Source organism: Saccharothrix hoggarensis (assembly GCF_042678885.1).
Lineage (GTDB): Bacteria > Actinomycetota > Actinomycetes > Mycobacteriales > Pseudonocardiaceae > Actinosynnema > Actinosynnema hoggarensis.
This window is the reverse complement of record NZ_JBHTLK010000095.1, coordinates 1-20,585: the sequence shown is the minus strand read 5'-3', so window position 1 is coordinate 20,585 and position 20,585 is coordinate 1. Positions and strand designations below refer to the sequence as shown.

The following is a 20,585-nucleotide window of genomic DNA, read 5'->3' as shown; positions in this document are numbered from 1 at the left end:
TCAGCGCGGTCGGGTCAGCGCGGTCGGGTCAGCGCGGTCGGGTCAGCGCGGTCGGGTCAGCGCGGTCGGATCAGCGCGGTCGGGTCAGCGCGGTCGGGTCAGCGCGGCTGATCACGTGCAGGCGATCACGCGCAACCTGGTCAGCGCGTCATCAGGGCGATGAACTCCTCCATTGCCGCGTCGACGCCGGCGACGTCGTCGGTGGCGACGAGGTCGAGCAGCAGGCCCCGTGCGACGGCCAGGCCGAGGCGGGCGCGGGCGGCGGCGACGTCAGGTGGGTGCCCGCGCGCCCGTTCGACGGCGGCCACCGGCTCGATCCAGTCGGAGACGATGCCGTCCAGCAGGGCCGTCGTGCCGGGACGTCCCTGCGCGGCCTGCCCGTACAGCTCGAAGAACAGGCGTTCGTGCGCCCGCAGCGCCGGGTCGGTCAGCACGCGCCAGAACGCCCGCGCGGCCTCCGCCGGGTCGTCCACCGGCAGGGACGCCAGCAGCGCCCGCTGCTTCGCCTCGACCGCCCGCACGACCGCGACGAGCAGGCCCTCCATCGAGCCGAAGTGGTACAGGAGCATCCGGTGGCTCGTGCCGACGGCGTCCGCCAGCCGGCGCAGGCTCAGGTCGCCCAGACCGTGCTCCCCGAGGTGCGCGACGACGGCCGCGAGCAGCCGGTCCCGGGGCGACCCTTGTTCCACCATGTACCGGATGGTACATGTACCACATGGTACAGAGAGTGGACGTGCGCGTCCGCAGCGACGCCCCACCGGACCGCGTCTACCGCCTGGCCGCGGACAGCTCGACGTGGACGCGGTGGTCGCCGGTGGTGCGGCACGAACAGGAACGCGCGGGTGACGCGAGTGGGGTCGGCGAGATCCGGGTATTCCACAACAAAGGCCGCAAGGCCCTCACGAGGGAGGAGGTCGTCGAGCTGACGCCGAACCGGCGGGTGGGCTACGTCCTCCTGTCGGGTCTCGCCATTCGCGACTACCAGGCTTTCATCGACCTCGCGCCGGACGGCGACGGGACCGCCATCCGCTGGCACTCGTCGTTCACGCCGAAGGTGCCCGGCACGGGGTGGCTCTACCGCCTGGTGCTCCAAGCCGTGATCACGCGGTACGCCAAGGGGTTGGCCGCGTACGCGGTGCAGCGGACCGGACACTGAGGTTCGGCACGGGGTTCTCGACCGGGGGTCCGCACGGGGGCGCACTGGGGTTTTCCACACCCCGGTGTGCGGTCGGCTTCATGGTGGCGGACGCGGCGCGTTCGTAACTTCAGGATCATGGATGTCGTCAAGTGGGTCACCGACCTGATGGAAGCTCTCGGCGCGCCCGGCGCCGGGATCGCGATCGCGCTGGAGAACCTGTTCCCGCCTCTGCCCAGCGAGCTGTTCCTGCCGCTGGCCGGGTTCACCGCGAGCCAGGGCCGGATGAGCCTCGTCGCCGCGATCCTGTGGACCACGACGGGGTCGGTCGTCGGCGCGACCGTGCTCTACTACGTCGGCGCGCTGATGGGCCGTGACCGGATCAGGGCGATCGCGCAGCGGATGCCGCTGGTCAAGGTGTCCGATGTGGACCGTTCCGAGGAGTGGTTCGCCCGGCACGGCAAGGCGACCGTGTTCTTCGGCCGCATGGTGCCGATCTTCCGCAGCCTGATCTCGATCCCGGCGGGCGTGGAGCGCATGCCGTTGCCCGGGTTCCTGCTGCTCACGGCCGCGGGCAGCCTGATCTGGAACTCCGCGCTGATCCTCGCCGGGTACGTGCTCGGCGAGAACTACCACCTGGTGGAGCAGTACCTGGGGATCGTGTCGAAGGTCGTGCTGGGGATCGTCGTGCTCGCCCTCGGCTGGTTCGTGGTCTCCCGGGTCGGCAGGAAGAAGTCCGACCGGGACGAGGACTCCCGCGCCCGCCGCTAGCCCGTCGAGCGCTCAGGAACGCAGGTAGCGCAGGATCGCCAGCACACGCCGGCTGTAGCCGTCCACATCGGACAGCCGGAGCTTGTCGAAGATCGAGTTGATGTGCTTCTCCACCGCGCTGCGCGACACGTGCAGCCGGGCCGCGACGGCGTTGTTCGTGCGGCCCTCGGCCATCAACGCCAGCACCTGGCGCTCCCGCTCGGTCAGCACGTCCAGCGGGTGGCTGGTGCGGGCCAGGAGCCGCCGCACCACCTCGGGGTCGAACGCGACGTCGCCCTCGCCGACCCGGCGCAGCGCGTCGAGGAACTCCTCGACCTCGACCACGCGGTCCTTCAGCAGGTAGCCGACGCCGTCGGCGTGCTCGGTGAGCAGGTCGACGGCGTAGCGCTGCTCCACGTACTGCGACAGCACCAGCACACCGACCTCGGGGAACCGCCGGCGGATCTCCAACGCGGCCTTCAAGCCCTCGTCGGAGTTCGTCGGCGGCATCCGCACGTCCGTCACCACGACGTCCGGCCGGTGCGCGGCCACCGCGGAGAGCAGCGCCTCCGCGTCGCCCACGGCCGCGAGCACGTCGTGCCCCTCCTCGACCAGCAGCCGCACGAGCCCTTCCCGCAGCAACGTCGAGTCCTCGGCCAGGATCACCCGCACGGGACCTCCGCGGTGATCACCGTGGGACCGCCGGGCGGGCTGGCCACGTCGAACGCGCCGTCCAGCGCGAGCACCCGCCGGGACAGGCCGGCCAGCCCGCCGCCCGCGGGGTCCGCTCCCCCGACGCCGTCGTCGGCGACCCGCACGCGCACCGCGCCGTCGTCCTCGGTGATGTCCACGCGGATCATGGTCGCACCCGAGTGCTTGGCCGCGTTGGTCACCGCCTCGCACACCACGAAGTACACGGCGGTCTCCACCTGCGGCTCGGTGCGCAGCGGCGGGCAGGCGATGCGCACCGGGATGGCGGACCGGTCGGCCACCGCCTCCAGCGCGTCGGCCAGGCCCAGCGAGTCCAGCGCCGCCGGGTACACCCGCCAGGCGACCTCGCGCAGGTCCTCCAACACGTGCCGGGACTCCTCGTGCGCCTGGGCGAGCAGCGCGTCCGCGTGGTCGGGGTTGCGGCGGGCGCGGCCGAGCAGCATGCCCAGCGCGACGAGCCGCTGCTGCACGCCGTCGTGCAGGTCGCGCTCGATGCGGCGGCGCTCGGCGTCCACGGCGGCCACGATGCCCGCCCGGCTCGCGGCGAGCTCGTCGATGCGCAGGCGCAGCCGCTCGGCCTCGCTCGGGCCCAGCCGGCGGCGGGCGACCTTCCCCTCCAGCGCGACCACGCCGATGATGCCCTGCACCTCGATGTAGAGCAGCACGACGCCGACCAGCGCGGTCCACGCGAAGTTCGTCCAGTCGTCGGACCAGTCGAGGCCCGTGCCGGGTCCGCCGGTGACGAGCCGGTGCAGCACCACGAGGCCCATCGCCAGCCCGTAGAACAGCCAGGCCAGCACGAACCCGCCGAACAGCCCGACCGGCGCGCGGACCGCCAGGTACCGCACGGCCTGCGCCCGCGTCGGCTCCGCGCTGTCCACCCCGAGGAACGCCCGCAGCCGCCGCCGTTCGAGCCCGGCGACCGCGACGGCGGCCCGGCGGGCGAACACCACGACGAGCAAATCCAGCAACGCCGACGCGCAGCCGAGCACCAGCCCGACGACCACGCGCAACCCCCTGTGCACCCGGTCGAGGCTAGCCGAACCCGTTTGTGCTATTGGCTTGCGCGCCCCTGTTTGCCAAGGATCAGTGCGTGGGCAGAATCGCGGTCGTTGGCGCAGGTCAAGCGGGTGTGGTGTTGTCGGCGGCGCTGTTGCGCGCCGGTTGGCGGGTGTCGCTCTACTCCGACCGGACGCCGGAGGACCACTTGGGCGACCGGGGCAGGCCCACCGCCTGCCTCTTCGGCGACCAGGTCGAATACGAGGCCGAGCTGGGGCTGGACTTCTGGCCCGAGGCGTCCCGGATGCGCCGCATCCACCTCGACCTGTTCACAGACGACGGCGCGGTGGCGTTCTCGGTCGACGCGCCCCTGCGCAAGCCCGCGCTGGCCGTCGACCAGCGGTTGAAGTTCTCCTCCGGCCTGCGGGAAGTCGAAGCCCGCGGCGCCGAGGTGGTGATCGGCACGGTGGGCCTCGACGACCTCGACCGGCTGGCCGCGTCGCACGACCTGGTGGTCGTCACGGCGGGGCACAAGTCGCTGCGGGGCCTGTTCGAGCGGGACGACGCGCGGTCGGTGCACACCGCGCCGCAGCGCAAGCTGTTCATGATCAACGTGCACGGGTACGACCTGGCGGCCCGGCCCGAGCACCGGGAAGGCGTGTTCTCGTTCCTGCCGGGCACGATCGAGGTGTTCTGGATTCCCTTCCACGACAAGGACGCCGGCGAGTCGCGCAGCATCGTGGTCGAGGTCGCGCCGGGCGGCAAGGCGGACCGGTTCGGCGACGTGACCTCGGCCGACGAGGGCCTGGACGTGCTCAAGGGCATCGTGGACGAGCTGCTGCCGCACGAGTCGGCGTTCCTGCGGCCCGCGCGCCCGACCAGCCCCGTGACGTGGATCAAGGGCGAGATCACGCCGGTGGTGCGCAAACCGGTCGGCGTGCTGCCGTCCGGCCGGCACGTCCTCGGCCTCGGCGACGCCGTCGTGCTGAACGACCCGCTGGCCGGGCAGGGCGCGAACAACGCCACCCGGATGGCCCGGTTCTTCGCCGACGAGCTGACCCGGCACGGCGGGCCGTTCACCGCGTCGTGGCTGACCGAGCGGTTCGACCGGTGGTGGGAGCGCGGGCACTACGCCAGCGACTTCTCCAACGGCTTGCTCGCGCCGCTGACCGACGCGCAGAAGGAGGTCATGCTGGCCGCGTCACGCCGAGAGGACATCGCCGAGCAGCTGTGGGAGGGGTTCAACGACCCGTCCTCGCTGTTCCCGTGGTTCTTCGAGGAGACGGCCACGCGGGAGTTCCTGGCGCGGCGCGACGTCGGCCGGCTCGACGTGCTGCGGTACAAGCTCGGCGTCGGCGCCGGGCTGCTCTCGCAGAAGCTGTTCAGGCGGCCTGTCGGCGGGACAGCGACGACCTGATCTCCCTCGCCGCCGCACGGCCCGCCCGCGTCGCGCCGACCGTGCTGGCGGACGGGCCGTAGCCGACGAGGTGGACGCGCGGGTCGGCAACGACCCTGGTGCCGTCGAGCCGGATGCCGCCGCCGGGCGCGCGCAGGCGCAGCGGTGCGAGGTGGTCGAGGGCGGCGCGGAAGCCCGTCGCCCAGAGGATCGCGTCGACGCGCTCGTGCCGGCCGTCGGGCCACACCACGCCGTCCTCGGTGATCCGCTCGAACACCGGCCTGCGGTCGAGCACGCCGGTCCGCAGGGCCGCGCGGACGGGCGGGGTGAGGCTCAGGCCGGTCACGCTGACCACGCTGCGGGGCGGCAGGCCCTCGCGGACGCGTTCCTCCACCTTCGCGACCGCGGCCCGGCCCACCTCCGGCGTGAACGGCTCGTCGGAGAACTCCGGCTCGCGGCGCGTCGCCCACGTCGTGGTGGCGTGCTCCGCGATCTCCAGCAGCTGCTGGACGGCCGACGTGCCGCCGCCGACCACGACGACGTGCTGCCCGGCGAACTCCTCCGGACCGCGGTACTGCGACGAGTGCAACTGGCGGCCGCCGAACAGCTCCTGACCCGGGTAGCGGGGCCAGAACGGCCGCGTCCACGTGCCGGTGGCGTTGACCAGGGCGTGCGCCTCCCAGGCGCCCCGGTCGGTCTCGACGCGCAGCAGGCCGCCGACGTCCCGGACGGCGCGCACGCGCACCGGGCGTTCCACCGCGATGCCGTTGCGGCGCTCGAAGTCGGCGAAGTAGGCGGGCAGCACCTCGTTCGCGGGCGCGGTCGGGTCCGGCTCGGCGAACGGCATGCCCGGCAGGTCGTGGATGCCGTGGACGGTGGCCATCCGCAAGGTCGGCCAGCGGTGCCGCCACGCGCCGCCCGGACCGTCGCCGGCGTCCAGCACGACGTGGTCGAGGTTCGCCCGGCTGAGGAAGTAGGCCGCGGACAAGCCCGCCTGACCTGCCCCGATGACCACCACGTCCATACCGCGATCAACGCGCGCGCCACCTCCGGCCTTCCCGCCCTGATCGTCGGGACCGTCACACCAGGAAGGCATCGGCGCCCGTCCGCGTTGCTACCGGCATGAGCCGACTCCGCGACGTCCCGCTGTCCGTCCTCGACCTCGCCCAGGTCACCTCGGTGACGGACTCCCGCACGGCCCTCGCCCGCTCGCGCGAGCTGGCCCAGCACGTGGAACGGCTCGGCTTCACCCGGTTCTGGCTGGCCGAGCACCACAACATGCCCGGCATCGCCAGCTCCTCCCCCGCGATCCTGATCGGCCACATCGCCGACGCCACCACCACGCTCCGGGTCGGCTCCGGCGGCGTGATGCTGCCCAACCACCCGCCGCTCGTGGTGGCGGAGCAGTTCGGCACGCTGGCCGCGCTGCACCCCGACCGCATCGACCTCGGCATCGGGCGGGCGCCCGGCACCGACCAGCGCACCGCGCGGGCGTTGCGCCGCGCCACCGGCCCGCTGTCGGTGGACGACTTCCCGCAGCAGCTCACCGAGCTGATCGGCTACTTCAACGGCACCGAGGAGCTGAACGCGATGCCGGCCGAGGGCAACCGGCCGGACGTGTTCCTGCTCGGGTCGAGCGGCTACAGCGCCCAGGTCGCCGGCCTGCTCGGGCTGCCGTTCGCGTTCGCGCACCACTTCAGCGGGGACAACACGCTGGCCGCGCTCGCCCTGTACCGCGAGCGGTTCCAGCCCTCCGAACGCCTCCGGGAGCCGTACGCGCTGGTCTGCGCGTCGGTGATCGTGGCGGACACCGACGAGCGGGCCCGCTGGATCGCCGGTCCCGGCGGCCTCGCGTACGTGCGGCTGCGCGGCGGCCGCAACGACCCGCTGGTCACCGCCGAGGAGGCCGCCGCCTACCCGTACACCGAGATGGAGCGGCTGATCTTCGAGGACCGGCTCGCGTCGGAGGTCATCGGCTCGCCGGAGACCGTCGGGGCCCGCCTGGAGCGGCTGCTGGAGGACACGCGGGCCGACGAGCTGATGGTGACGTCGATGGTGGCCGACCAGGCCGACCGGCTCCGGTCTTACGACTTCCTGGCCGAACTCGCGGGCCGCACCACCCTCATGGATTCGTCCGAACGGGTGAAGACTGACGCTGAGGTGTAGCGGTTCGGGAGCGGAGCGCGATGATCAGTACGAGCGCGCACGCCCCCCGACGCGCTCTCCAACTTCCGGGCGGTTCACCCGTCCGAGGCACGATCCCGCCGACGTCCCGCGTGGAGGTCGGCGGGTGAACCGCCGCCCGGCGTGACCCCGCCTGGTGACGTCGCCGGGTGTGGCGCGGCCCACCCGGGCGGCTACGCGTCATCACGGGTTGGCCACAGGCAGGCACCAGGTGCGAATCAAGCCCCTGTATCGGTCACCGAGCACCCCCCGACACCGTCATGGTGGTGGCTAGTCGCAGTCAAGCCCACCGCCGGGGCGGGAAGGGGAGGTTCGTGAAGTTCGCCAGACTGGCCGTCGGCGTGTGCCTCGGCCTGGCAATGGCGGGATGTGCGGACCCCTCCGACATTTCCACGCCCACGGCCCCGTCCGCGGTGGCCGAGCGAGGCGCCGACGCGCCGTCCGCGTCGACGTCCACCGCGTTCGGCACGCAGCGGGTGTGGTCCAACGGCATGGCCGTCACCGTCTCGCCGCCCACGTCGCTCAAGCCGAGCGACACGTCGTTCCCGCAGGCGCCGCGCACCGCGGTGTTCACGCTGACCATCGTGAACGGCGCCACCACGCCCTACCGCACCAGCCAGCTCGCCGTGCGGGCCCTGGTCGACGGCCGGCCCGTCGCCGAGGTCCGCGACTCCGTCCAGGGCCTCAACGGGATCACGGCCGCGGTGACCGAGGTCGCGCCGGGTGGCGAGACCGTGCTCACGATGGCGTTCGCCGTGCCCGCCGACCCGGTGATGCTCCGGCTCGTGGTCGAGCCGAACGGTGCCAACCAGGAGCCGAGCGCGACGTTCGAGGGTGTCGCCTGACCCCGCACCCCGCTGTGGGTAGCGTCTGGGGCCATGACCGAGCAGAAGCGCCTGTCGCCGGGCGACCAGGCCCCGGCGTTCACGCTGCCCGACAGCGAGGGCAAGCCCGTCTCGCTTTCCGACTACCTCGGCCGCTCCGTGGTCGTCTACTTCTACCCGGCGGCGGGCACGCCGGGCTGCACCAAGCAGGCGTGCGACTTCCGCGACAGCATCGGCGACCTCGCGTCGTCGGGCTACGAGGTCGTCGGCATCTCGCCGGACAAGCCGGAGAAGCTGGCCAAGTTCGCCGCGGCGGAGGGCATCAACTTCCCCCTGCTGTCCGACGTGGACCGCAAGGTGCTCGCCGAGTGGGGCGCGTTCGGGGAGAAGCAGAACTACGGCAAGACCGTCATGGGCGTGATCCGCTCGACGTTGCTGGTCGACCCCGAGGGCAAGGTCGCCAAGGCGATGTACAACGTCCGCGCCACGGGTCACGTGGCCAAGCTGCTGCGCGAACTGCCCGCCTGACCAGGCGGTCCGTCCTCCCCGAGCCGTCGGGCCCGGGGAGGACGCCGTCGCTACCGCTGGGCCAGCTCGCGCAGGTGCGGCAGGAGGAGGCGCAGGGCGCGGCCCCGGTGGGAGAGCTTGTCCTTCTCCTCCGGTGACAGCTCGGCGGACGTGACCTCGTGGCCCTCGGGCCGGAAGATCGGGTCGTAGCCGAAGCCGTTCTCGCCCTTCGGCTCGCGGGTGATCGTGCCCCGCCACTCGCCGCGCACGACGGTCTCCACGCCCGGCCCGGCCACGAACGCCGCCGTGCACACGAACGCCGCGCCACGCCGCTCGTCCGGCACGTCGCGCAGCTGGCCGAGCACGAGCTCGGTGTTGGCCAGGTCGTTGCCGTGGACGCCCGACCAGCGGGCCGACAGCACGCCGGGCATGCCGTTGAGGGCGTCGATCGCGATGCCCGAGTCGTCCGCCACGGACGGCAGCCCGGTCGCGTTGAACGCGTCGCGCGCCTTGGCCAGGGCGTTGCCCTCGAACGTCGGATCGGTCTCCGGGGCCTCCGGGAACGGCGGCACGTCGTCCAGCCCGAGCACCTCGACGCCGGCCACGCCCTCGGCCAGCAGGATGCGGCGCAGCTCGCCGAGCTTCTTCTTGTTCCGGGACGCGAGGAGCAGCTTCACTTCTTCTTCCCCCTCGGCTCCGGCAGCACGCCGGGGTACGGCAGGGCCAGCGCCTCGGCCTGCACGCGGTTCAGCTCGGCGCACCCGGCGAGGGCCAGGTCGAGCATCTTGTCCAACGTCGACCGGGCGAACGTGGCGCCCTCGCCCGTCCCCTGCACCTCGATCAACGTGCCGGCGTCGGTCGCCACCACGTTCATGTCGACCTCGGCGCGCGAGTCCTCCTCGTACGGCAGGTCGAGGCGCACCCGGCCGTCGACCACGCCCACGGACACGGCCGACACGGCGCACGACAGCGGCTGCGGGTCGGCCAGCCGGCCCGCCGCGCCCAACCAGGTGACGGCGTCGGCCAGGGCCACGTACGCGCCGGTGATGGCGGCGGTCCGGGTGCCGCCGTCGGCCTGGATCACGTCGCAGTCGATCACGATGGTGTTCTCGCCGAGCGCGGCCAGGTCGATGCACGCCCGCAGGGACCGCCCGATCAGGCGGCTGATCTCGTGCGTGCGACCGCCGATCCGGCCCTTGACGGACTCGCGGTCGCTGCGCGTGTGCGTCGCCGACGGCAACATCGCGTACTCGGCGGTCACCCAGCCGAGGCCGGACCCCGCCCGCCACCGCGGCACGCCCTCCGTCACGCTCGCCGCGCACAGCACGCGCGTGTTGCCGAACTCGATCAGCACCGACCCCGCCGGCCACTGCTGGAAGCCGCGGGTGATCCGGATGTCGCGCAGTACGTCGTCGTTCCTGCCATCGGTCCTCAGCACGGCACTACCCTATGTCGCTGAACCCGGGAGCAGCCCACCGGCGTAGGGAGAGGCATGGCACTCGCAGACGACCTGGTGACGATCTTCGGTCTCCCGGCGCACCCGTTGCTGGTCCACGCGGTGGTGGTGCTGCTGCCCCTGTCGGCCGCCGGCGCCGCCGCGCTGGCCGTGGTGCCGCGCTGGCGGCAGCGGTACGCGTGGCCCCTGCTGGGCATCACGCTGCTCGGCGTCGGCTCGGTCCCGGTGGCCCAGTGGTCGGGCGACCAGCTGTACGCCCGGCTCGCCGCGCTCGGCAACCCGCTGATCCGGCGGCACGCCGAGCTGGGCAACGACCTGCTGCCGTTCGCGCTGGGCTTCGGCGTGGTCGTGGTGGCGATGCTGGTGGCGGGCCGTCTCGCGGACCGCGAGCGGACCGCGGCGGCGGACGACACGGCCGTGCCCCGGACGTGGCGGCGGATCTCCGTGGTGGTGGCCGTGCTGGTGATCGCGGCGGGCGCGGCGACGACCGTGCAGACGGTCCGCATCGGGCACAGCGGGTCGACCGCCGTCTGGGACGGGGTCGGCACCAGCTAGGACCCGACCAGCGGGGCTGGGTTAGGGCAGGACCAGCGGGGTGGGCGGCGCCTTGGCGAGCGTGCGGCTCACCGTGCACAGCTGGTCGATCGCCCGGCGCACCGCTGCCTCCAGCGCGGCCCGCTGCTCGTCGTCCAGCGCGGAGACGTCGTAGTCGAGGGTGACCGGCACGGCGTCCAGCTCGTGCGCGCCCTCGGGCCGCACGTCGTCGGCGCGCGCCACCAAGCCCTCGCCGACGCGGCGGGTGATCAGCGTCTCCGCCGTCACGACCGCGCACCCGGCCGCCGCCGCCAGCAGCAGCTCGACCGGGGTGAACGCGCCCTCGGCGCCCTTGCGGCCGACGCGCACGGAGGCGCCCCGGTCGTTCGTGGCGACGAAATCGTGCTGACCGACCCGGCGGACCTCGACGTTCGACACGCCTCCGACGTTAGTCGATCCGGTCCTCCGTGGCCTTCGCGATCCTGCGCACGTAAGCCAGGTCACCGCAGTTGTCGTCCAGCCGGTCCTGCCGGATGTCGGTGAACAGCCGGCCCAGCTCGGCGCGGCGCTCGTCGGACACCTGCTGCCGCGCGTCGTTGAGGATCGTGCGCTCCTCCTCGTCCACGTGGTGGTTGAGCGCCTGGACCAGCTCCTCCAGCTTGCTCTCCCACTCCTCGGAGGCGGTGTCGGCGACCTCCATCAGCGCCAGGAGCGCCTGGTGGCCCTCGGCGTGCTCCTCCGCGCCGTGGTCGACCTCCTCGTCGTCGACCTCCTTGTACCGCTTGAGCGCCGGGTAGACCTCGGACTCCTCGGCCTCGGCGTGCGCGACGAGCAGCGCGGCCAGCTCGGACAGCAGCGTCGACCGGTCGGACTCGCGGTCGCGCAGCGCGCGGAACAGTTCCTCGAACCTGCGGTGGTCGGCCAGGATCAGCTCGACGACGTCAGTTGCCATGGCCGCCGATTACCCGGACCGCCGGCGCGTCAACCGCGTACGCCTCGCCCTGGCGCACGAGTTCGACCGGCCCGGCGAACTCGCCGCGCGCCTCGGCCAGCACGGCGTCCCGGTCGGTCCACGGCGCCACGTGCGTGAGCAGCAGCCGCCCGACGCCGGCATTCGCCGCCAACCGGCCCGCCTGCACGCCCGACAGGTGCTTGCCGGGCGGCCGGTCGTCGGCGTGCGTCCACGTCGCCTCGGCCAGCAGCACGTCCACGCCGTGCGCCAGGGTGTGCAACGCGTCGCACGGCCCGGTGTCGCCGGTGTAGGCCAACGTCGCCGTGGGCGTGGCGACGCGAAACCCGTACGCCTCGGTCGGGTGGTCCACCCGCACGGCGGTGATCTCGAACGGACCGACGCGCGTCACCGCGCCGTCGGCGAGGGGGTGGAACTCGAACACGTCGGACAGGTCGGTGGTGAGCAGTTCGTCGGCCGACTCCGCGTAGGCGCGGGCGAACCGGTCGGCGGACTCGACCGGCCCGTGCACCGGCAGCCGGTGCTCGCGCGTGTCGTACGGCGGGTGCGTGTGGTAGCGGCGCATCACGGTGAGCGTGGTGAAGTCGCCGCAGTGGTCCGGGTGCAGGTGGGAGAACAGCAGGCCGTCCAGGGCGAACGGGTCGACGTGGTTCTGGAGCGCGGCCAGCGCCCCGCTGCCCAGTTCGATCGCGAGCCGGCAGCCCTCCGCCTCGACGAGGTAGCCGGAGGCGGGCCCGTGCGGTCCCGGCAGGCTGCCCGAGCAGCCGAGGATGGTCAACAACACCCGTGGAGCGTGCCAGGTCAGCCGTGGGCGTGGAAGGACGCGGTGGCCAACCCGGGCAGGAACCGGCGCGCCAGCCTGCTGAACGGCTCCACCGGCCCCGTGGAGCCGAACCGCTGGTCGGGGGCGCCGTCGCCGTCGCGGAACAGGTCCAGTTCGGTGAGCACCCGCACGACGTCCTTGACCGTCTCCTCCGCGCTGGAGACGAGCGTCACGCCGTCGCCCATCACGATCTGGAGGACTCCGGTCAGCAACGGGTAGTGCGTGCAGCCGAGGACGAGGGTGTCGACCTCCGCGCGCTGCAACGGTTCCAGGTACGCCTGGGCCATGCCGAGCACCTGGCGGCCGGACGTGGTGCCGCGCTCCACGAAGTCCACGAACCGGGGGCACGCGACCGCGGTGACCTCGATGTCGGGCGCGGCGGCGAAGGCGTCCTGGTACGCGCGGGACGCGACGGTGCCGACCGTCCCGATGACGCCGACCTTGCCCGTGCGGGTCGTGGCGACGGCGCGGCGCACGGCGGGCAGCACGACCTCGACGACCGGGATGTCGTAGCGCTCGCGGGCGTCGCGCAGGCACGCGGCCGAGGCCGTGTTGCAGGCGATCACGAGCAGCTTCGCGCCGTCCGCGACGAGCCGGTCGGTCACTTCGAGGGCGAACTCGCGGGCCTGCGCGATGGGCAGCGGGCCGTACGGGCAGTTCGCCGTGTCGCCGACGTACCTGATCCGCTCGCCGGGCAACTGGTCCATGATCGCGCGGGCGACGGTCAGCCCGCCGACCCCGGAGTCGAAGATCCCGATGGGGGAATCGGCGGTGACGGTCACGCGTCGAGCGTAGTCCGGGCCCCCGCGGTCCGGGCCGCGCGCCTGGCGTCCCGCGCGACGCCCCACGCGGCCAGCACGCCGCCGAGCGCGCCGAACAGGTGGCCCTCCCAGGAGATGCCGGGCTGGCCCGGCAGCACGCCCCACAGCGCCGCGCCGTACACGGCGAACACGACCACGGCCAGGGCGATCTGCAGGACGCTGCGCGCGAAGATGCCGCGCACCAGCAGGAACACCAGGAAGCCGAACACGAGGCCGGACGCGCCGATGTGGCTGCCGTACGAGCCGAAGATCCAGACGCCGAGGCCGCTGGTGAGCCAGATGACCGCGGTGACCTGGAGGAACTGCTTGATCCCGCCGGACGTGGCGAGGTAGCCGAGGACGAGCAGCGGCACCGCGTTGCTGGTGAGGTGGCCCCAGTCGCCGTGCAGGAACGGGAACCAGAGGAGGTTGTCCCACTGGGAGAAGTCGCGCGGGAGCACGCCGTCGTCGTCCAGCCGGCCGCCGAGGACGGTGTCCACCGCCTCGACCACGTACAGCAGACCGACGAAGGCGAGCACGACCACGGCCGACAGCACGGGGCGCGGCGGCACGACCCGCTTCGACAGCGGCTTGGCCGGGCGTCGCGCCGCGGCGGGCGTTGGCGCGGGGAACACCGGCGGTGGCGCCGGTGTGCCGGAGGGGCCGGTGGGGTCCACGTGGCCAGGCTACCCGCCGATCAGGGCTGCCAGCGGGGACTTGCGTCCATTCGGCGGGCAGGCGGGACCGGTGACCGTAGGCTGTCCCGGTGTCGATCGAAGTGGCGGTGCGGGCCAAAGCGGTGCTGGGTGAGGCCCCCACGTGGGACCACGCCAGCGGAACGCTGCTCTGGGTGGACGTCCTCGGCAACGAGGTGCACCGGTACAACCCGTCGCAGGGCGACGACGCCGTCCTCGAAGTGCCGCAGCACGTCGGCGCGGCCAAGCCCCGGACCCGCGGCGGGCTGGTGCTGAACCTGCGCGACGGCGTGGCCCTGGTCGACCGGGACGGCGCCAAGACGTGGCTCGTCTACTGGGCGCGGGACGGCGTGCGGGGCAACGACGCCGCGGTCGACCCGGCGGGCCGGTTGTGGGCGGGCACCATGCGGTACGACGAGGGCCCGGAGGGCTGGCTGGCGCGCGTCGAGCCCAACGGCGACGCGAAGGTCGTGCTGGACAAGGTGAGCGTCAGCAACGGCATCGGCTGGAGCCCCGACGGCACGCTCATGTACTACGTGGACTCGGCGGAGCGCCGGATCGACGTCCTCGACTACGACCGCGACTCCGGCGAGGCGACGAACCGCCGTCCCCTCGCGGACGTCCGGCGGGGCCTGCCCGACGGGCTCACCGTGGACTCGTCCGGCGCGATCTGGGTGGCGCTGTGGGGCGGGGCGGCCGTGCACCGGTACCGCCCGGACGGCGGGCTGGACGCGGAGGTCGAACTGCCGGTGGCGCAGCCGACGGCGTGCTGCTTCGGCGGGCCGGACTTCACCGACCTGTACGTGACGACGGCGCGCGTCGGGCTCGACGGCGACGCGCTGACCGAGCAGGCGGGTTCCGTGCTGGTGCTGCCGGGCGTGGGCGAGGGCCTGCCGTCCACGGCGTTCGCGGGCTGACCGCCGTCACAGGGTGTGAACCGCTCCGGGCGCGGCGAGGGTGACCGGGCCGGGGAAGGCCTCGACCGCGTCCGCGAGCACGCCGGCGTGGTCGCTCCACGGCAGCAGGTGGGTGAGCACGAGCCGCCGCACCCCCGCGGCCGCCGCGACCTCGCCCGCCTCCCGCCCGCTCATGTGCAGGTAGTTGGCCCGACCCGCCTGGGCCCGCCACGCCGAGTCGGCCAGCAGCAGGTCCGCGCCGCGCGCCAGCCGCACCAGCTCCGGGCACGGCACCGTGTCGCCGGAGAACACCAGCGACACGCCGCCGTGCGAGATGCGGAAGCCGTACGACTCGCAGATGTGCCGCATGGCCGCGACCTCGACCTCCACCGGGCCCACCTCGTAGCGGCCGGGCGCCAGCGGCACGAAGTCGAACGTGTCGGTCAGGTCGGTGGTGGCGAGTTCGGCCTGGCTCGCGGCGTGCGCGGCGGCCAGGCGGGACGGCGCGTGCGCCGGCGCGAACACCGGCAGGCGGCGCTCGGTGACGTCGTACGGCGGCGCCGGGTGCTCGCGCCGGTAGACGGTGAGGGAACTGAAGTCCGCGCAGTGGTCGAGGTGCAGGTGCGACAACAGCACGGCGTCGAGGTCGAACGGGTCGCAGTGCCGCATCAGGCGGCCGAAGACGCCGCTGCCGAGTTCCATCGCGATCCGCACGCCGCCCGCTTCGACCAGGTAGCCGGAGGTGGGCTGATCAGGCCCCGGCGCACTGCCCGAACACCCGAGGACCGTCAATTGCATGGCCGGAACGATAGCAGCCGGGCAGTCGGCAAAAATGCGGACGACCATGCGTGACAAGCGATCCGATATGAATATCCGATAGTTCACTCGAATGTCTCAACGGGACTTAACGGAATGCTCCTCCGCGTATTCCCGGCAATTGCATCGGAGACCGAAGCGCAGTGCGCGGCGACGTGCGGGCACCCGGCCGGCGACGACGGCGTTCGGACCGAAAGTTTCACCGACGGACCCCTGCCGCCAAACGGACGCATAACCTGTTGCCGCAGCTCAACACGCCATTTGAGACTCGCAACTTTCACGAAACTCATTGTCCGCAGCGAAGGGGTGACACATAGTGACGGCAACTCACGCCGTGATCCTCAAGGAGGAGGGATGGTCTTGAGAACCCTTCTGGCCGTGGCTCTGCTCTTCGCCGCACCGCTGCTTCCCGCGAACGTCGCGTCCGCCGCTCCCGCCGCACCGCGGGCCGCGGCCGCGTGCACCGGGTACGTGGCGCTGACCTTCGACGACGGGCCGAGCCCGCAGTTCACCCGTCAGCTCCTGTCCGCGCTGAACTCGGTCGGCGCGCGGGCGACGTTCTTCGACTTGGGCTCCAAGGTCCAGCAGTACCCGGACCTGGCCCGCGCCACCACCGCGGCGGGCATGTGGGTGGGCAACCACTCCTGGTCGCACCCGTACCTGACCCGGCTCAGCGCGGCCGACCTGACCAGGGAGCTGTCCACCACCTCCACCGCGATCCGGAACGCGACCGGCCAGTCGCCGACGCTCTTCCGCCCGCCGTACGGCGACACGAACCACACCGTGCAGTCGGAGGCGCGCCGGCTCGGCATGGCGCAGGTCCTCTGGTCGGTCGACACGCGGGACTGGGCCAACGCCTCGACGGACGCCATCGTGCGCGCCGCGTCGGCGGCGAACGCGGGCGGCGTCGTGCTGATGCACGACGGCTACCAGTCCACGGTGAACGCCGTGCCGCAGATCGTCCGCAACCTCCAGGCACGGGGCCTGTGCGCCGGCCGCATCGACAGCACCGGACGGGCGGTGGCGCCGTGAAGGTCCTCGGCGCGGCCCTGACCGCCCTGGCCGCGGTGGCGGCGTTCGTGCTGGCCTCGGTGGCCGCACCGCAGGCCTCGGCGGCCACGCTGACCGAGGTGACGAGCTTCGGCACGAACCCGAGCAACCTGCGCATGCACCTGTACGTGCCGGACCGCACCCAGGCGAGGCCGCCGGTGCTGCTGGCGGTGCACTACTGCACGGGTTCCGGCCCGGCGCTGCACTCGGGCACGGAGTTCGCCCGGCTGGCCGACCAGCACGGGTTCATCGTGATCTACCCGTCGGCGACCCGCAGCGGCAACTGCTTCGACGTGTCCAGCCCGCAGGCGCTGCGGCGCGACGGCGGCAGCGACCCGGTCGGGCTGATGTCCATGGTCCGGTACGTCCTGCAGCGCTACAACGGCGACACCGCGAGGGTTTTCGTCACCGGCGTCTCGTCCGGCGCGATGACCACGAACGTCATGCTGGCCAACTACCCGGACGTGTTCGCCGCCGGCGCGGCGTTCGCGGGCGTGCCCGCGGGCTGCTTCGCCACGACGGACGGCTCGGGCTGGAACAGCGCGTGCGCCAACGGCCAGGTGCTCAAGACGCCGCAGGAGTGGGGTGACATCGCCCGCGCCGCGTACCCCGGCTACACCGGGGCCCGTCCGCGCATGCAGACGTGGCACGGCACCGCGGACGACACCCTGCGGTACCCGAACTTCGGCGAGCAGATCGACCAGTGGACCAACGTGCACGGCCTGTCCACGACGCCGACGTCCACCGACAGCCCGCAGGCCGGCTGGACGCGCACCCGTTACGGCACCAAGGTCGAGGCCATCTCCATGCAGGGCACCGGCCACAACCTGCTCGGCCCGGGCATGGCGTTGCGCGCCATCCAGTTCTTCGGGCTCGACCAGAACGGCGGCACCAGCACGACCACCACCACTACGACGACCACGACCACGACCACCAGCACGACGACGACCACCACGACCCCTCCCCCGACCGGCGGGTGCAAGGTCACGTACGCCGTCAACTCGTGGAACACGGGGCTGACGGCGAGCGTCACCATCGCCAACACGGGCGCCGGCGCCGTCAACGGCTGGCAGCTCGCGTTCACCCTGCCCGGCGGGCAGACCATCACCAGCGGGTGGAACGCCACGTACTCGCCCACCAGCGGTGCGGTCACGGCGCGGAACGCCTCCTACAACGCCGCCATCAACCCCGGCCAGTCCGTCGGCATCGGGTTCCAGGCGACGCACGGGGGCAACACCGACAAGCCGACCTCGTTCACGCTCAACGGAGCCGCGTGCGCGATCGGCTGAGATGAGGAGAAGGGCCCCGCACCGGAGCGGGGCCCTTCTCCTCGCACACCAAGTCCTCGGGCTCGGGCGTCACGCCCAGAGGTGGCCGTCGAGCCGTTCCGCGGCCTCGTCCAACGTCCCCGCGTACGCGCCGGTGGACAGGTACTTCCACCCCGCGTCGGCGACCACGAACGCCACGTCCGCCGACTCGCCGCGCGCCACCGCCTTCTCCGCCGCGGCCAGCGCCGCGTGCAGGATCGCGCCGGTGGAGATGCCCGCGAAGATGCCCTCCACCTCCAGCAGCTGCCGGGTCCGGCGCAGCGCGTCGTACGAGCCCACCGAGTAGCGGCCGGTCAGCACCTCGGCGTCGTACAGCTCGGGCACGAAGCCCTCGTCGAGGTTGCGCAGGCCGTACACCAGCTCGCCGTACCGCGGCTCGGCCGCGATGACCTGCACGTCCGGCTTGTGCTCGCGCAGGTACCGGCCGACGCCGACGAGGGTGCCGGTGGTGCCGAGGCCCGCGACGAAGTGCGTGATCGTCGGCAGGTCCTTCAGGATCTCCGGCCCGGTGCCGTGGTAGTGCGCGCCGGGGTTCGCCGGGTTGCCGTACTGGTACAGCATCACCCAGTCCGGGTTCTGCGCGGACAGCTCCTTGGCCAGCGCCACGGCCTGGTTCGAGCCACCCGCCGCCGGCGAGAACACGATCCGCGCGCCGTAGGCCTGGAGCAGCTGCCTGCGCTCGGTGGACGTGTTCTCCGGCATCACGCACACCAGGCCGTAGCCCTTGAGCTTGGCGGCCATGGCGAGCGCGATGCCGGTGTTGCCGGACGTCGGTTCCAGGATCGTGCAGCCTGGGGTGAGCACCCCGCTCCGCTCGGCCTCCTCGATCATCATCAGGACCGGGCGGTCCTTGATCGAGCCGGTCGGGTTGCGGTCCTCCAGCTTCGCCCACAGCCGCACGTCCTTCGACGGCGACAGCCGGGGCAGCCCCACCAGGGGCGTGCCGCCGACGGCGTCGAGCAGTGACTCGTACCGCGCCACGATGATCCTCCGGGATCGATCAGCCGCCGGCGACGGCCGGGAGGATCGTCACGGTGTCGCCGTCCTTGACGGCGGCTTCGAGGCCGCCCGCGAACCGCACGTCCTCGTCGTTGACGTAGACGTTGACGAACCGGTGGAGCGCGCCCTCCTTGACCAGGCGCTGCTTCAGGCCACCGTGGTTGGTCTCCAAGTCGTCGATGACCTCGGCGAGCGTCGCGCCCGCGGCCTCGACGGACTTCTGCCCACCGGTGTGGGTGCGCAGGATCGTGGGGATGGAGACGGTGACGGCCATGCTGGAACCTCCGAGGAACCGGGTTGTGGTGAGGGTGTGGCGGCGAAGACCTGGCTCAGGGACAGTCGGGCGTGTCGTCGGCGCCGGTGTGGGCGAACATGTACGACTCCACGACCTCGACCGGTTCTTCGGTCACCACGCCGTCCACGATCCGGTAGGAGCGCAGCTCGTGCTGCTCCGGGTCCCGGGTGGAGACGAGGACGTAGTGCGCGTCCGGCTCGCTGGCGTAGGAGACGTCCGTGCGGGACGGGTACGCCTCGGTCGCGGTGTGCGAGTGGTAGATGACGACCGGCGCCTCGTCGTTGCGGTCCATCTCGCGCCACACCCGGAGCTGCTCGCCCGAGTCGAAGCGGTAGAAGGTGGGCGAGCGCTCGGCGTTGTCCATCGCGACGAACCGCTCCGGGCGGTCCGAGCCCTCGGGGCCCGCGATGATCCCGCATGCCTCGTCCGGGTGGTCGCGACGGGCATGCTCCACCATCGCGTCCACGAGGTCACGGCGAATCACCAGCACGCCTTCATCCTACGTGGTGGGGGAAGGTGTCCCGCCGTGTGAGAACCCGCACTACACCGGTCCGCGGACGCCCTCCGGAGCCGTCGAGGGGGTCGACGGGACGGCCGTCGGGGAGGCCGCGGCGGTGGTCGCCCTGGTCGGCGGAACGCCCAGCAGGCCGCCCGCGCCGAGGGCCGCGAGCCCGAGCGCCGAGACCGCCCTGGCCACCACGCCGAAGCCGTGCCCGCGCAGCCGGAACGACGTGAGGTAGCACACGGTGGCCGCCGCGTTCGCCGTCAGCTGCACGAACGCCGTGCGCCGCTCCTTCTCGCCCAACGTCCCGTACTCGGCCAGTTCGGTCGCCAGGGACGCGGGCGCCATCGCGAGGCCCGCCCCGATCAGGGTCCGCGCCGCCCGGTTGCCGCCGGGCATCAGGTCGAGCGCCGCCGACGCCGCGTACAGCCCGATCGGCAGCGCCACGACGGCCGGGTGCACCGGCCGGCCCAACGCCCTGGCGCGCAGCAGCTCGGTCACCTCACGGCGGCGCAGCGCCGCCGGCACCGCCTCGGCCAACGCGCCGGCCGCCTTGTCCAGCGCCGGACTGGTCCGCACCCACCTGAACGCCTTCTGCACACCCGACATGGCCACGGGGTACCCACCGGACGGCCGCTACACGCGCCCGGTCGGGCCGTTCCGAGCGGGTTCAGGCGACGTCGACCGCGAGTTGGAGGGCGTCGGCCGCGGCCGTGCACAGGTCGTTCAGCGGAGTGCCCGTCGCCACGCCGGTGGCCACCGCGAACACGGTCGCGGGCGCCGTCACCCCGGCCCGGGCGAACCCGTCGTGCGCCGACATCGCGACCCTGCGGCACTCGGCCGGCCCCAGCTCGGCGTCCACCACGACGAGCCCCACCGCCGTCTCCCCCACGACCGCCAGCGCCGCCGGCACGT

The 20,585-nt window shown here is 72.8% G+C and carries 27 protein-coding genes; 10 read left to right on the top strand and 17 right to left on the bottom strand.

The genetic code is table 11. The features are described from left to right. Positions 1 to 140 precede the first annotated feature (140 nt). Positions 141 to 692 carry a TetR/AcrR family transcriptional regulator gene (locus ACFQ3T_RS18940; protein WP_380724624.1) on the bottom strand — a complete coding sequence of 184 codons (552 nt, stop codon included), beginning with the start codon at positions 690 to 692 and terminating at the stop codon, positions 141 to 143. A gap of 23 nt (positions 693 to 715) precedes the next feature. Here ACFQ3T_RS18940 and ACFQ3T_RS18935 point away from each other — a divergent pair, with 23 nt between their 5' ends. Further along, positions 716 to 1,156: an SRPBCC family protein gene (locus ACFQ3T_RS18935; RefSeq protein WP_380724623.1), complete on the top strand. Its 441-nt coding sequence runs from the start codon at positions 716 to 718 to the stop codon at positions 1,154 to 1,156. A 117-nt stretch (positions 1,157 to 1,273) separates the two neighbouring features. After that, positions 1,274 to 1,906: a DedA family protein gene (locus ACFQ3T_RS18930; RefSeq protein WP_380724622.1), complete on the top strand. Its 633-nt coding sequence runs from the start codon at positions 1,274 to 1,276 to the stop codon at positions 1,904 to 1,906. 12 nt (positions 1,907 to 1,918) lie between these two features. Here the strand turns inward: ACFQ3T_RS18930 and ACFQ3T_RS18925 are convergent, their stop codons facing one another. Continuing rightward, positions 1,919 to 2,557 carry a response regulator transcription factor gene (locus ACFQ3T_RS18925; RefSeq protein WP_380724621.1) on the bottom strand — a complete coding sequence of 213 codons (639 nt, stop codon included), beginning with the start codon at positions 2,555 to 2,557 and terminating at the stop codon, positions 1,919 to 1,921. Next, a complete protein-coding gene (locus ACFQ3T_RS18920) occupies positions 2,548 to 3,621 on the bottom strand; it encodes a sensor histidine kinase (RefSeq protein ID WP_380724620.1) in 1,074 nt (357 codons plus the stop codon). The genes ACFQ3T_RS18925 and ACFQ3T_RS18920 overlap by 10 nt, the downstream gene beginning before the upstream one ends. A 107-nt stretch (positions 3,622 to 3,728) precedes the next feature. Between ACFQ3T_RS18920 and ACFQ3T_RS18915 the strand changes: the two genes are divergently transcribed. Beyond that, on the top strand, positions 3,729 to 5,012 hold the full coding sequence (locus ACFQ3T_RS18915; protein ID WP_380724619.1) for a styrene monooxygenase/indole monooxygenase family protein: 1,284 nt from the start codon (positions 3,729 to 3,731) through the stop codon (positions 5,010 to 5,012). Here the strand turns inward: ACFQ3T_RS18915 and ACFQ3T_RS18910 are convergent. Beyond that, the gene (locus ACFQ3T_RS18910; RefSeq protein WP_380724618.1) at positions 4,978 to 6,015 is read right to left on the bottom strand and encodes an FAD-dependent oxidoreductase; all 1,038 of its coding nucleotides are present in this window, start codon (positions 6,013 to 6,015) and stop codon (positions 4,978 to 4,980) included. The genes ACFQ3T_RS18915 and ACFQ3T_RS18910 overlap by 35 nt on opposite strands. Positions 6,016 to 6,113: 98 nt before the next feature. On the opposite strand from ACFQ3T_RS18910, the gene ACFQ3T_RS18905 reads away from it, so the two are divergent. The 3 genes from ACFQ3T_RS18905 to bcp all read left to right on the top strand — a co-directional run bounded on the left by ACFQ3T_RS18905 (position 6,114) and on the right by bcp (position 8,527). Beyond that, a complete protein-coding gene (locus ACFQ3T_RS18905; RefSeq protein ID WP_380724617.1) occupies positions 6,114 to 7,157 on the top strand; it encodes an LLM class flavin-dependent oxidoreductase in 1,044 nt (347 codons plus the stop codon). Between the two features lie 332 nt (positions 7,158 to 7,489). After that, a complete protein-coding gene (locus ACFQ3T_RS18900; RefSeq protein ID WP_380724616.1) occupies positions 7,490 to 8,020 on the top strand; it encodes a hypothetical protein in 531 nt (176 codons plus the stop codon). A 33-nt stretch (positions 8,021 to 8,053) separates the two neighbouring features. Then, entirely contained in the window at positions 8,054 to 8,527 is a 474-nt protein-coding gene (gene bcp / locus ACFQ3T_RS18895) for a thioredoxin-dependent thiol peroxidase (RefSeq protein ID WP_380724615.1), read from the top strand. A 50-nt stretch (positions 8,528 to 8,577) separates the two neighbouring features. On the opposite strand, the gene rdgB is transcribed toward bcp, so the two are convergent. Together rdgB and rph are read right to left on the bottom strand one after the other, a co-directional pair. Beyond that, a complete protein-coding gene (rdgB, locus tag ACFQ3T_RS18890; protein WP_380724614.1) occupies positions 8,578 to 9,183 on the bottom strand; it encodes an RdgB/HAM1 family non-canonical purine NTP pyrophosphatase in 606 nt (201 codons plus the stop codon). Continuing rightward, positions 9,180 to 9,944: a ribonuclease PH gene (gene rph, locus ACFQ3T_RS18885; protein WP_380724613.1), complete on the bottom strand. Its 765-nt coding sequence runs from the start codon at positions 9,942 to 9,944 to the stop codon at positions 9,180 to 9,182. Before rph ends, rdgB begins: the two co-directional genes overlap by 4 nt. A gap of 54 nt (positions 9,945 to 9,998) precedes the next feature. Here rph and ACFQ3T_RS18880 point away from each other — a divergent pair, with 54 nt between their 5' ends. Beyond that, positions 9,999 to 10,517, top strand: a complete 519-nt coding sequence (locus ACFQ3T_RS18880) for a DUF2231 domain-containing protein (protein ID WP_380724612.1) — start codon at positions 9,999 to 10,001, stop codon at positions 10,515 to 10,517. A gap of 21 nt (positions 10,518 to 10,538) precedes the next feature. On the opposite strand, the gene ACFQ3T_RS18875 is transcribed toward ACFQ3T_RS18880, so the two are convergent. Genes ACFQ3T_RS18875 through ACFQ3T_RS18855 form a run of 5 tightly spaced genes read right to left on the bottom strand, consistent with a single transcriptional unit; the run spans position 10,539 to position 13,766 of the window. Then, positions 10,539 to 10,934, bottom strand: coding sequence for an OsmC family protein (locus ACFQ3T_RS18875; protein ID WP_380724611.1), 396 nt, complete (start codon positions 10,932 to 10,934; stop codon positions 10,539 to 10,541). A 10-nt stretch (positions 10,935 to 10,944) separates the two neighbouring features. Continuing rightward, a complete protein-coding gene (locus ACFQ3T_RS18870) occupies positions 10,945 to 11,448 on the bottom strand; it encodes a hemerythrin domain-containing protein (RefSeq protein WP_380724610.1) in 504 nt (167 codons plus the stop codon). Beyond that, a complete protein-coding gene (locus tag ACFQ3T_RS18865; protein ID WP_380724609.1) occupies positions 11,438 to 12,250 on the bottom strand; it encodes an MBL fold metallo-hydrolase in 813 nt (270 codons plus the stop codon). The genes ACFQ3T_RS18870 and ACFQ3T_RS18865 overlap by 11 nt, the downstream gene beginning before the upstream one ends. 17 nt (positions 12,251 to 12,267) lie before the next feature. Further along, on the bottom strand, positions 12,268 to 13,071 hold the full coding sequence (gene murI, locus ACFQ3T_RS18860) for a glutamate racemase (protein WP_380724608.1): 804 nt from the start codon (positions 13,069 to 13,071) through the stop codon (positions 12,268 to 12,270). Continuing rightward, a complete protein-coding gene (locus ACFQ3T_RS18855; protein ID WP_380724607.1) occupies positions 13,068 to 13,766 on the bottom strand; it encodes a rhomboid family intramembrane serine protease in 699 nt (232 codons plus the stop codon). Before ACFQ3T_RS18855 ends, murI begins: the two co-directional genes overlap by 4 nt. A gap of 89 nt (positions 13,767 to 13,855) precedes the next feature. On the opposite strand from ACFQ3T_RS18855, the gene ACFQ3T_RS18850 reads away from it, so the two are divergent. Beyond that, on the top strand, positions 13,856 to 14,701 hold the full coding sequence (locus ACFQ3T_RS18850) for an SMP-30/gluconolactonase/LRE family protein (protein ID WP_380724606.1): 846 nt from the start codon (positions 13,856 to 13,858) through the stop codon (positions 14,699 to 14,701). A 6-nt stretch (positions 14,702 to 14,707) separates the two neighbouring features. Here the strand turns inward: ACFQ3T_RS18850 and ACFQ3T_RS18845 are convergent, their stop codons facing one another. Continuing rightward, positions 14,708 to 15,478, bottom strand: a complete 771-nt coding sequence (locus tag ACFQ3T_RS18845) for an MBL fold metallo-hydrolase (protein ID WP_380724605.1) — start codon at positions 15,476 to 15,478, stop codon at positions 14,708 to 14,710. A gap of 396 nt (positions 15,479 to 15,874) precedes the next feature. On the opposite strand from ACFQ3T_RS18845, the gene ACFQ3T_RS18840 reads away from it, so the two are divergent. Together ACFQ3T_RS18840 and ACFQ3T_RS18835 are read left to right on the top strand one after the other, a co-directional pair. Continuing rightward, entirely contained in the window at positions 15,875 to 16,528 is a 654-nt protein-coding gene (locus tag ACFQ3T_RS18840; protein ID WP_380724604.1) for a polysaccharide deacetylase family protein, read from the top strand. Further along, positions 16,525 to 17,835, top strand: a complete 1,311-nt coding sequence (locus tag ACFQ3T_RS18835) for an extracellular catalytic domain type 1 short-chain-length polyhydroxyalkanoate depolymerase (RefSeq protein ID WP_380724603.1) — start codon at positions 16,525 to 16,527, stop codon at positions 17,833 to 17,835. Before ACFQ3T_RS18840 ends, ACFQ3T_RS18835 begins: the two co-directional genes overlap by 4 nt. A gap of 69 nt (positions 17,836 to 17,904) precedes the next feature. Here ACFQ3T_RS18835 and ACFQ3T_RS18830 read toward each other — a convergent pair whose 3' ends face one another. The 5 genes from ACFQ3T_RS18830 to ACFQ3T_RS18810 all read right to left on the bottom strand — a co-directional run. After that, on the bottom strand, positions 17,905 to 18,855 hold the full coding sequence (locus ACFQ3T_RS18830) for a PLP-dependent cysteine synthase family protein (protein ID WP_380724602.1): 951 nt from the start codon (positions 18,853 to 18,855) through the stop codon (positions 17,905 to 17,907). Positions 18,856 to 18,874: 19 nt separating this feature from the next. Next, positions 18,875 to 19,147 carry a MoaD/ThiS family protein gene (locus ACFQ3T_RS18825; RefSeq protein ID WP_106615251.1) on the bottom strand — a complete coding sequence of 91 codons (273 nt, stop codon included), beginning with the start codon at positions 19,145 to 19,147 and terminating at the stop codon, positions 18,875 to 18,877. A 55-nt stretch (positions 19,148 to 19,202) separates the two neighbouring features. Further along, positions 19,203 to 19,658: a Mov34/MPN/PAD-1 family protein gene (locus ACFQ3T_RS18820; RefSeq protein ID WP_380724601.1), complete on the bottom strand. Its 456-nt coding sequence runs from the start codon at positions 19,656 to 19,658 to the stop codon at positions 19,203 to 19,205. A gap of 51 nt (positions 19,659 to 19,709) precedes the next feature. After that, a complete protein-coding gene (locus ACFQ3T_RS18815; protein WP_380724600.1) occupies positions 19,710 to 20,279 on the bottom strand; it encodes a DUF2231 domain-containing protein in 570 nt (189 codons plus the stop codon). A gap of 61 nt (positions 20,280 to 20,340) precedes the next feature. Further along, a partial coding sequence (locus ACFQ3T_RS18810) for a P1 family peptidase (protein ID WP_380724599.1) occupies positions 20,341 to 20,585 on the bottom strand: 245 nt, incomplete at its 5' end.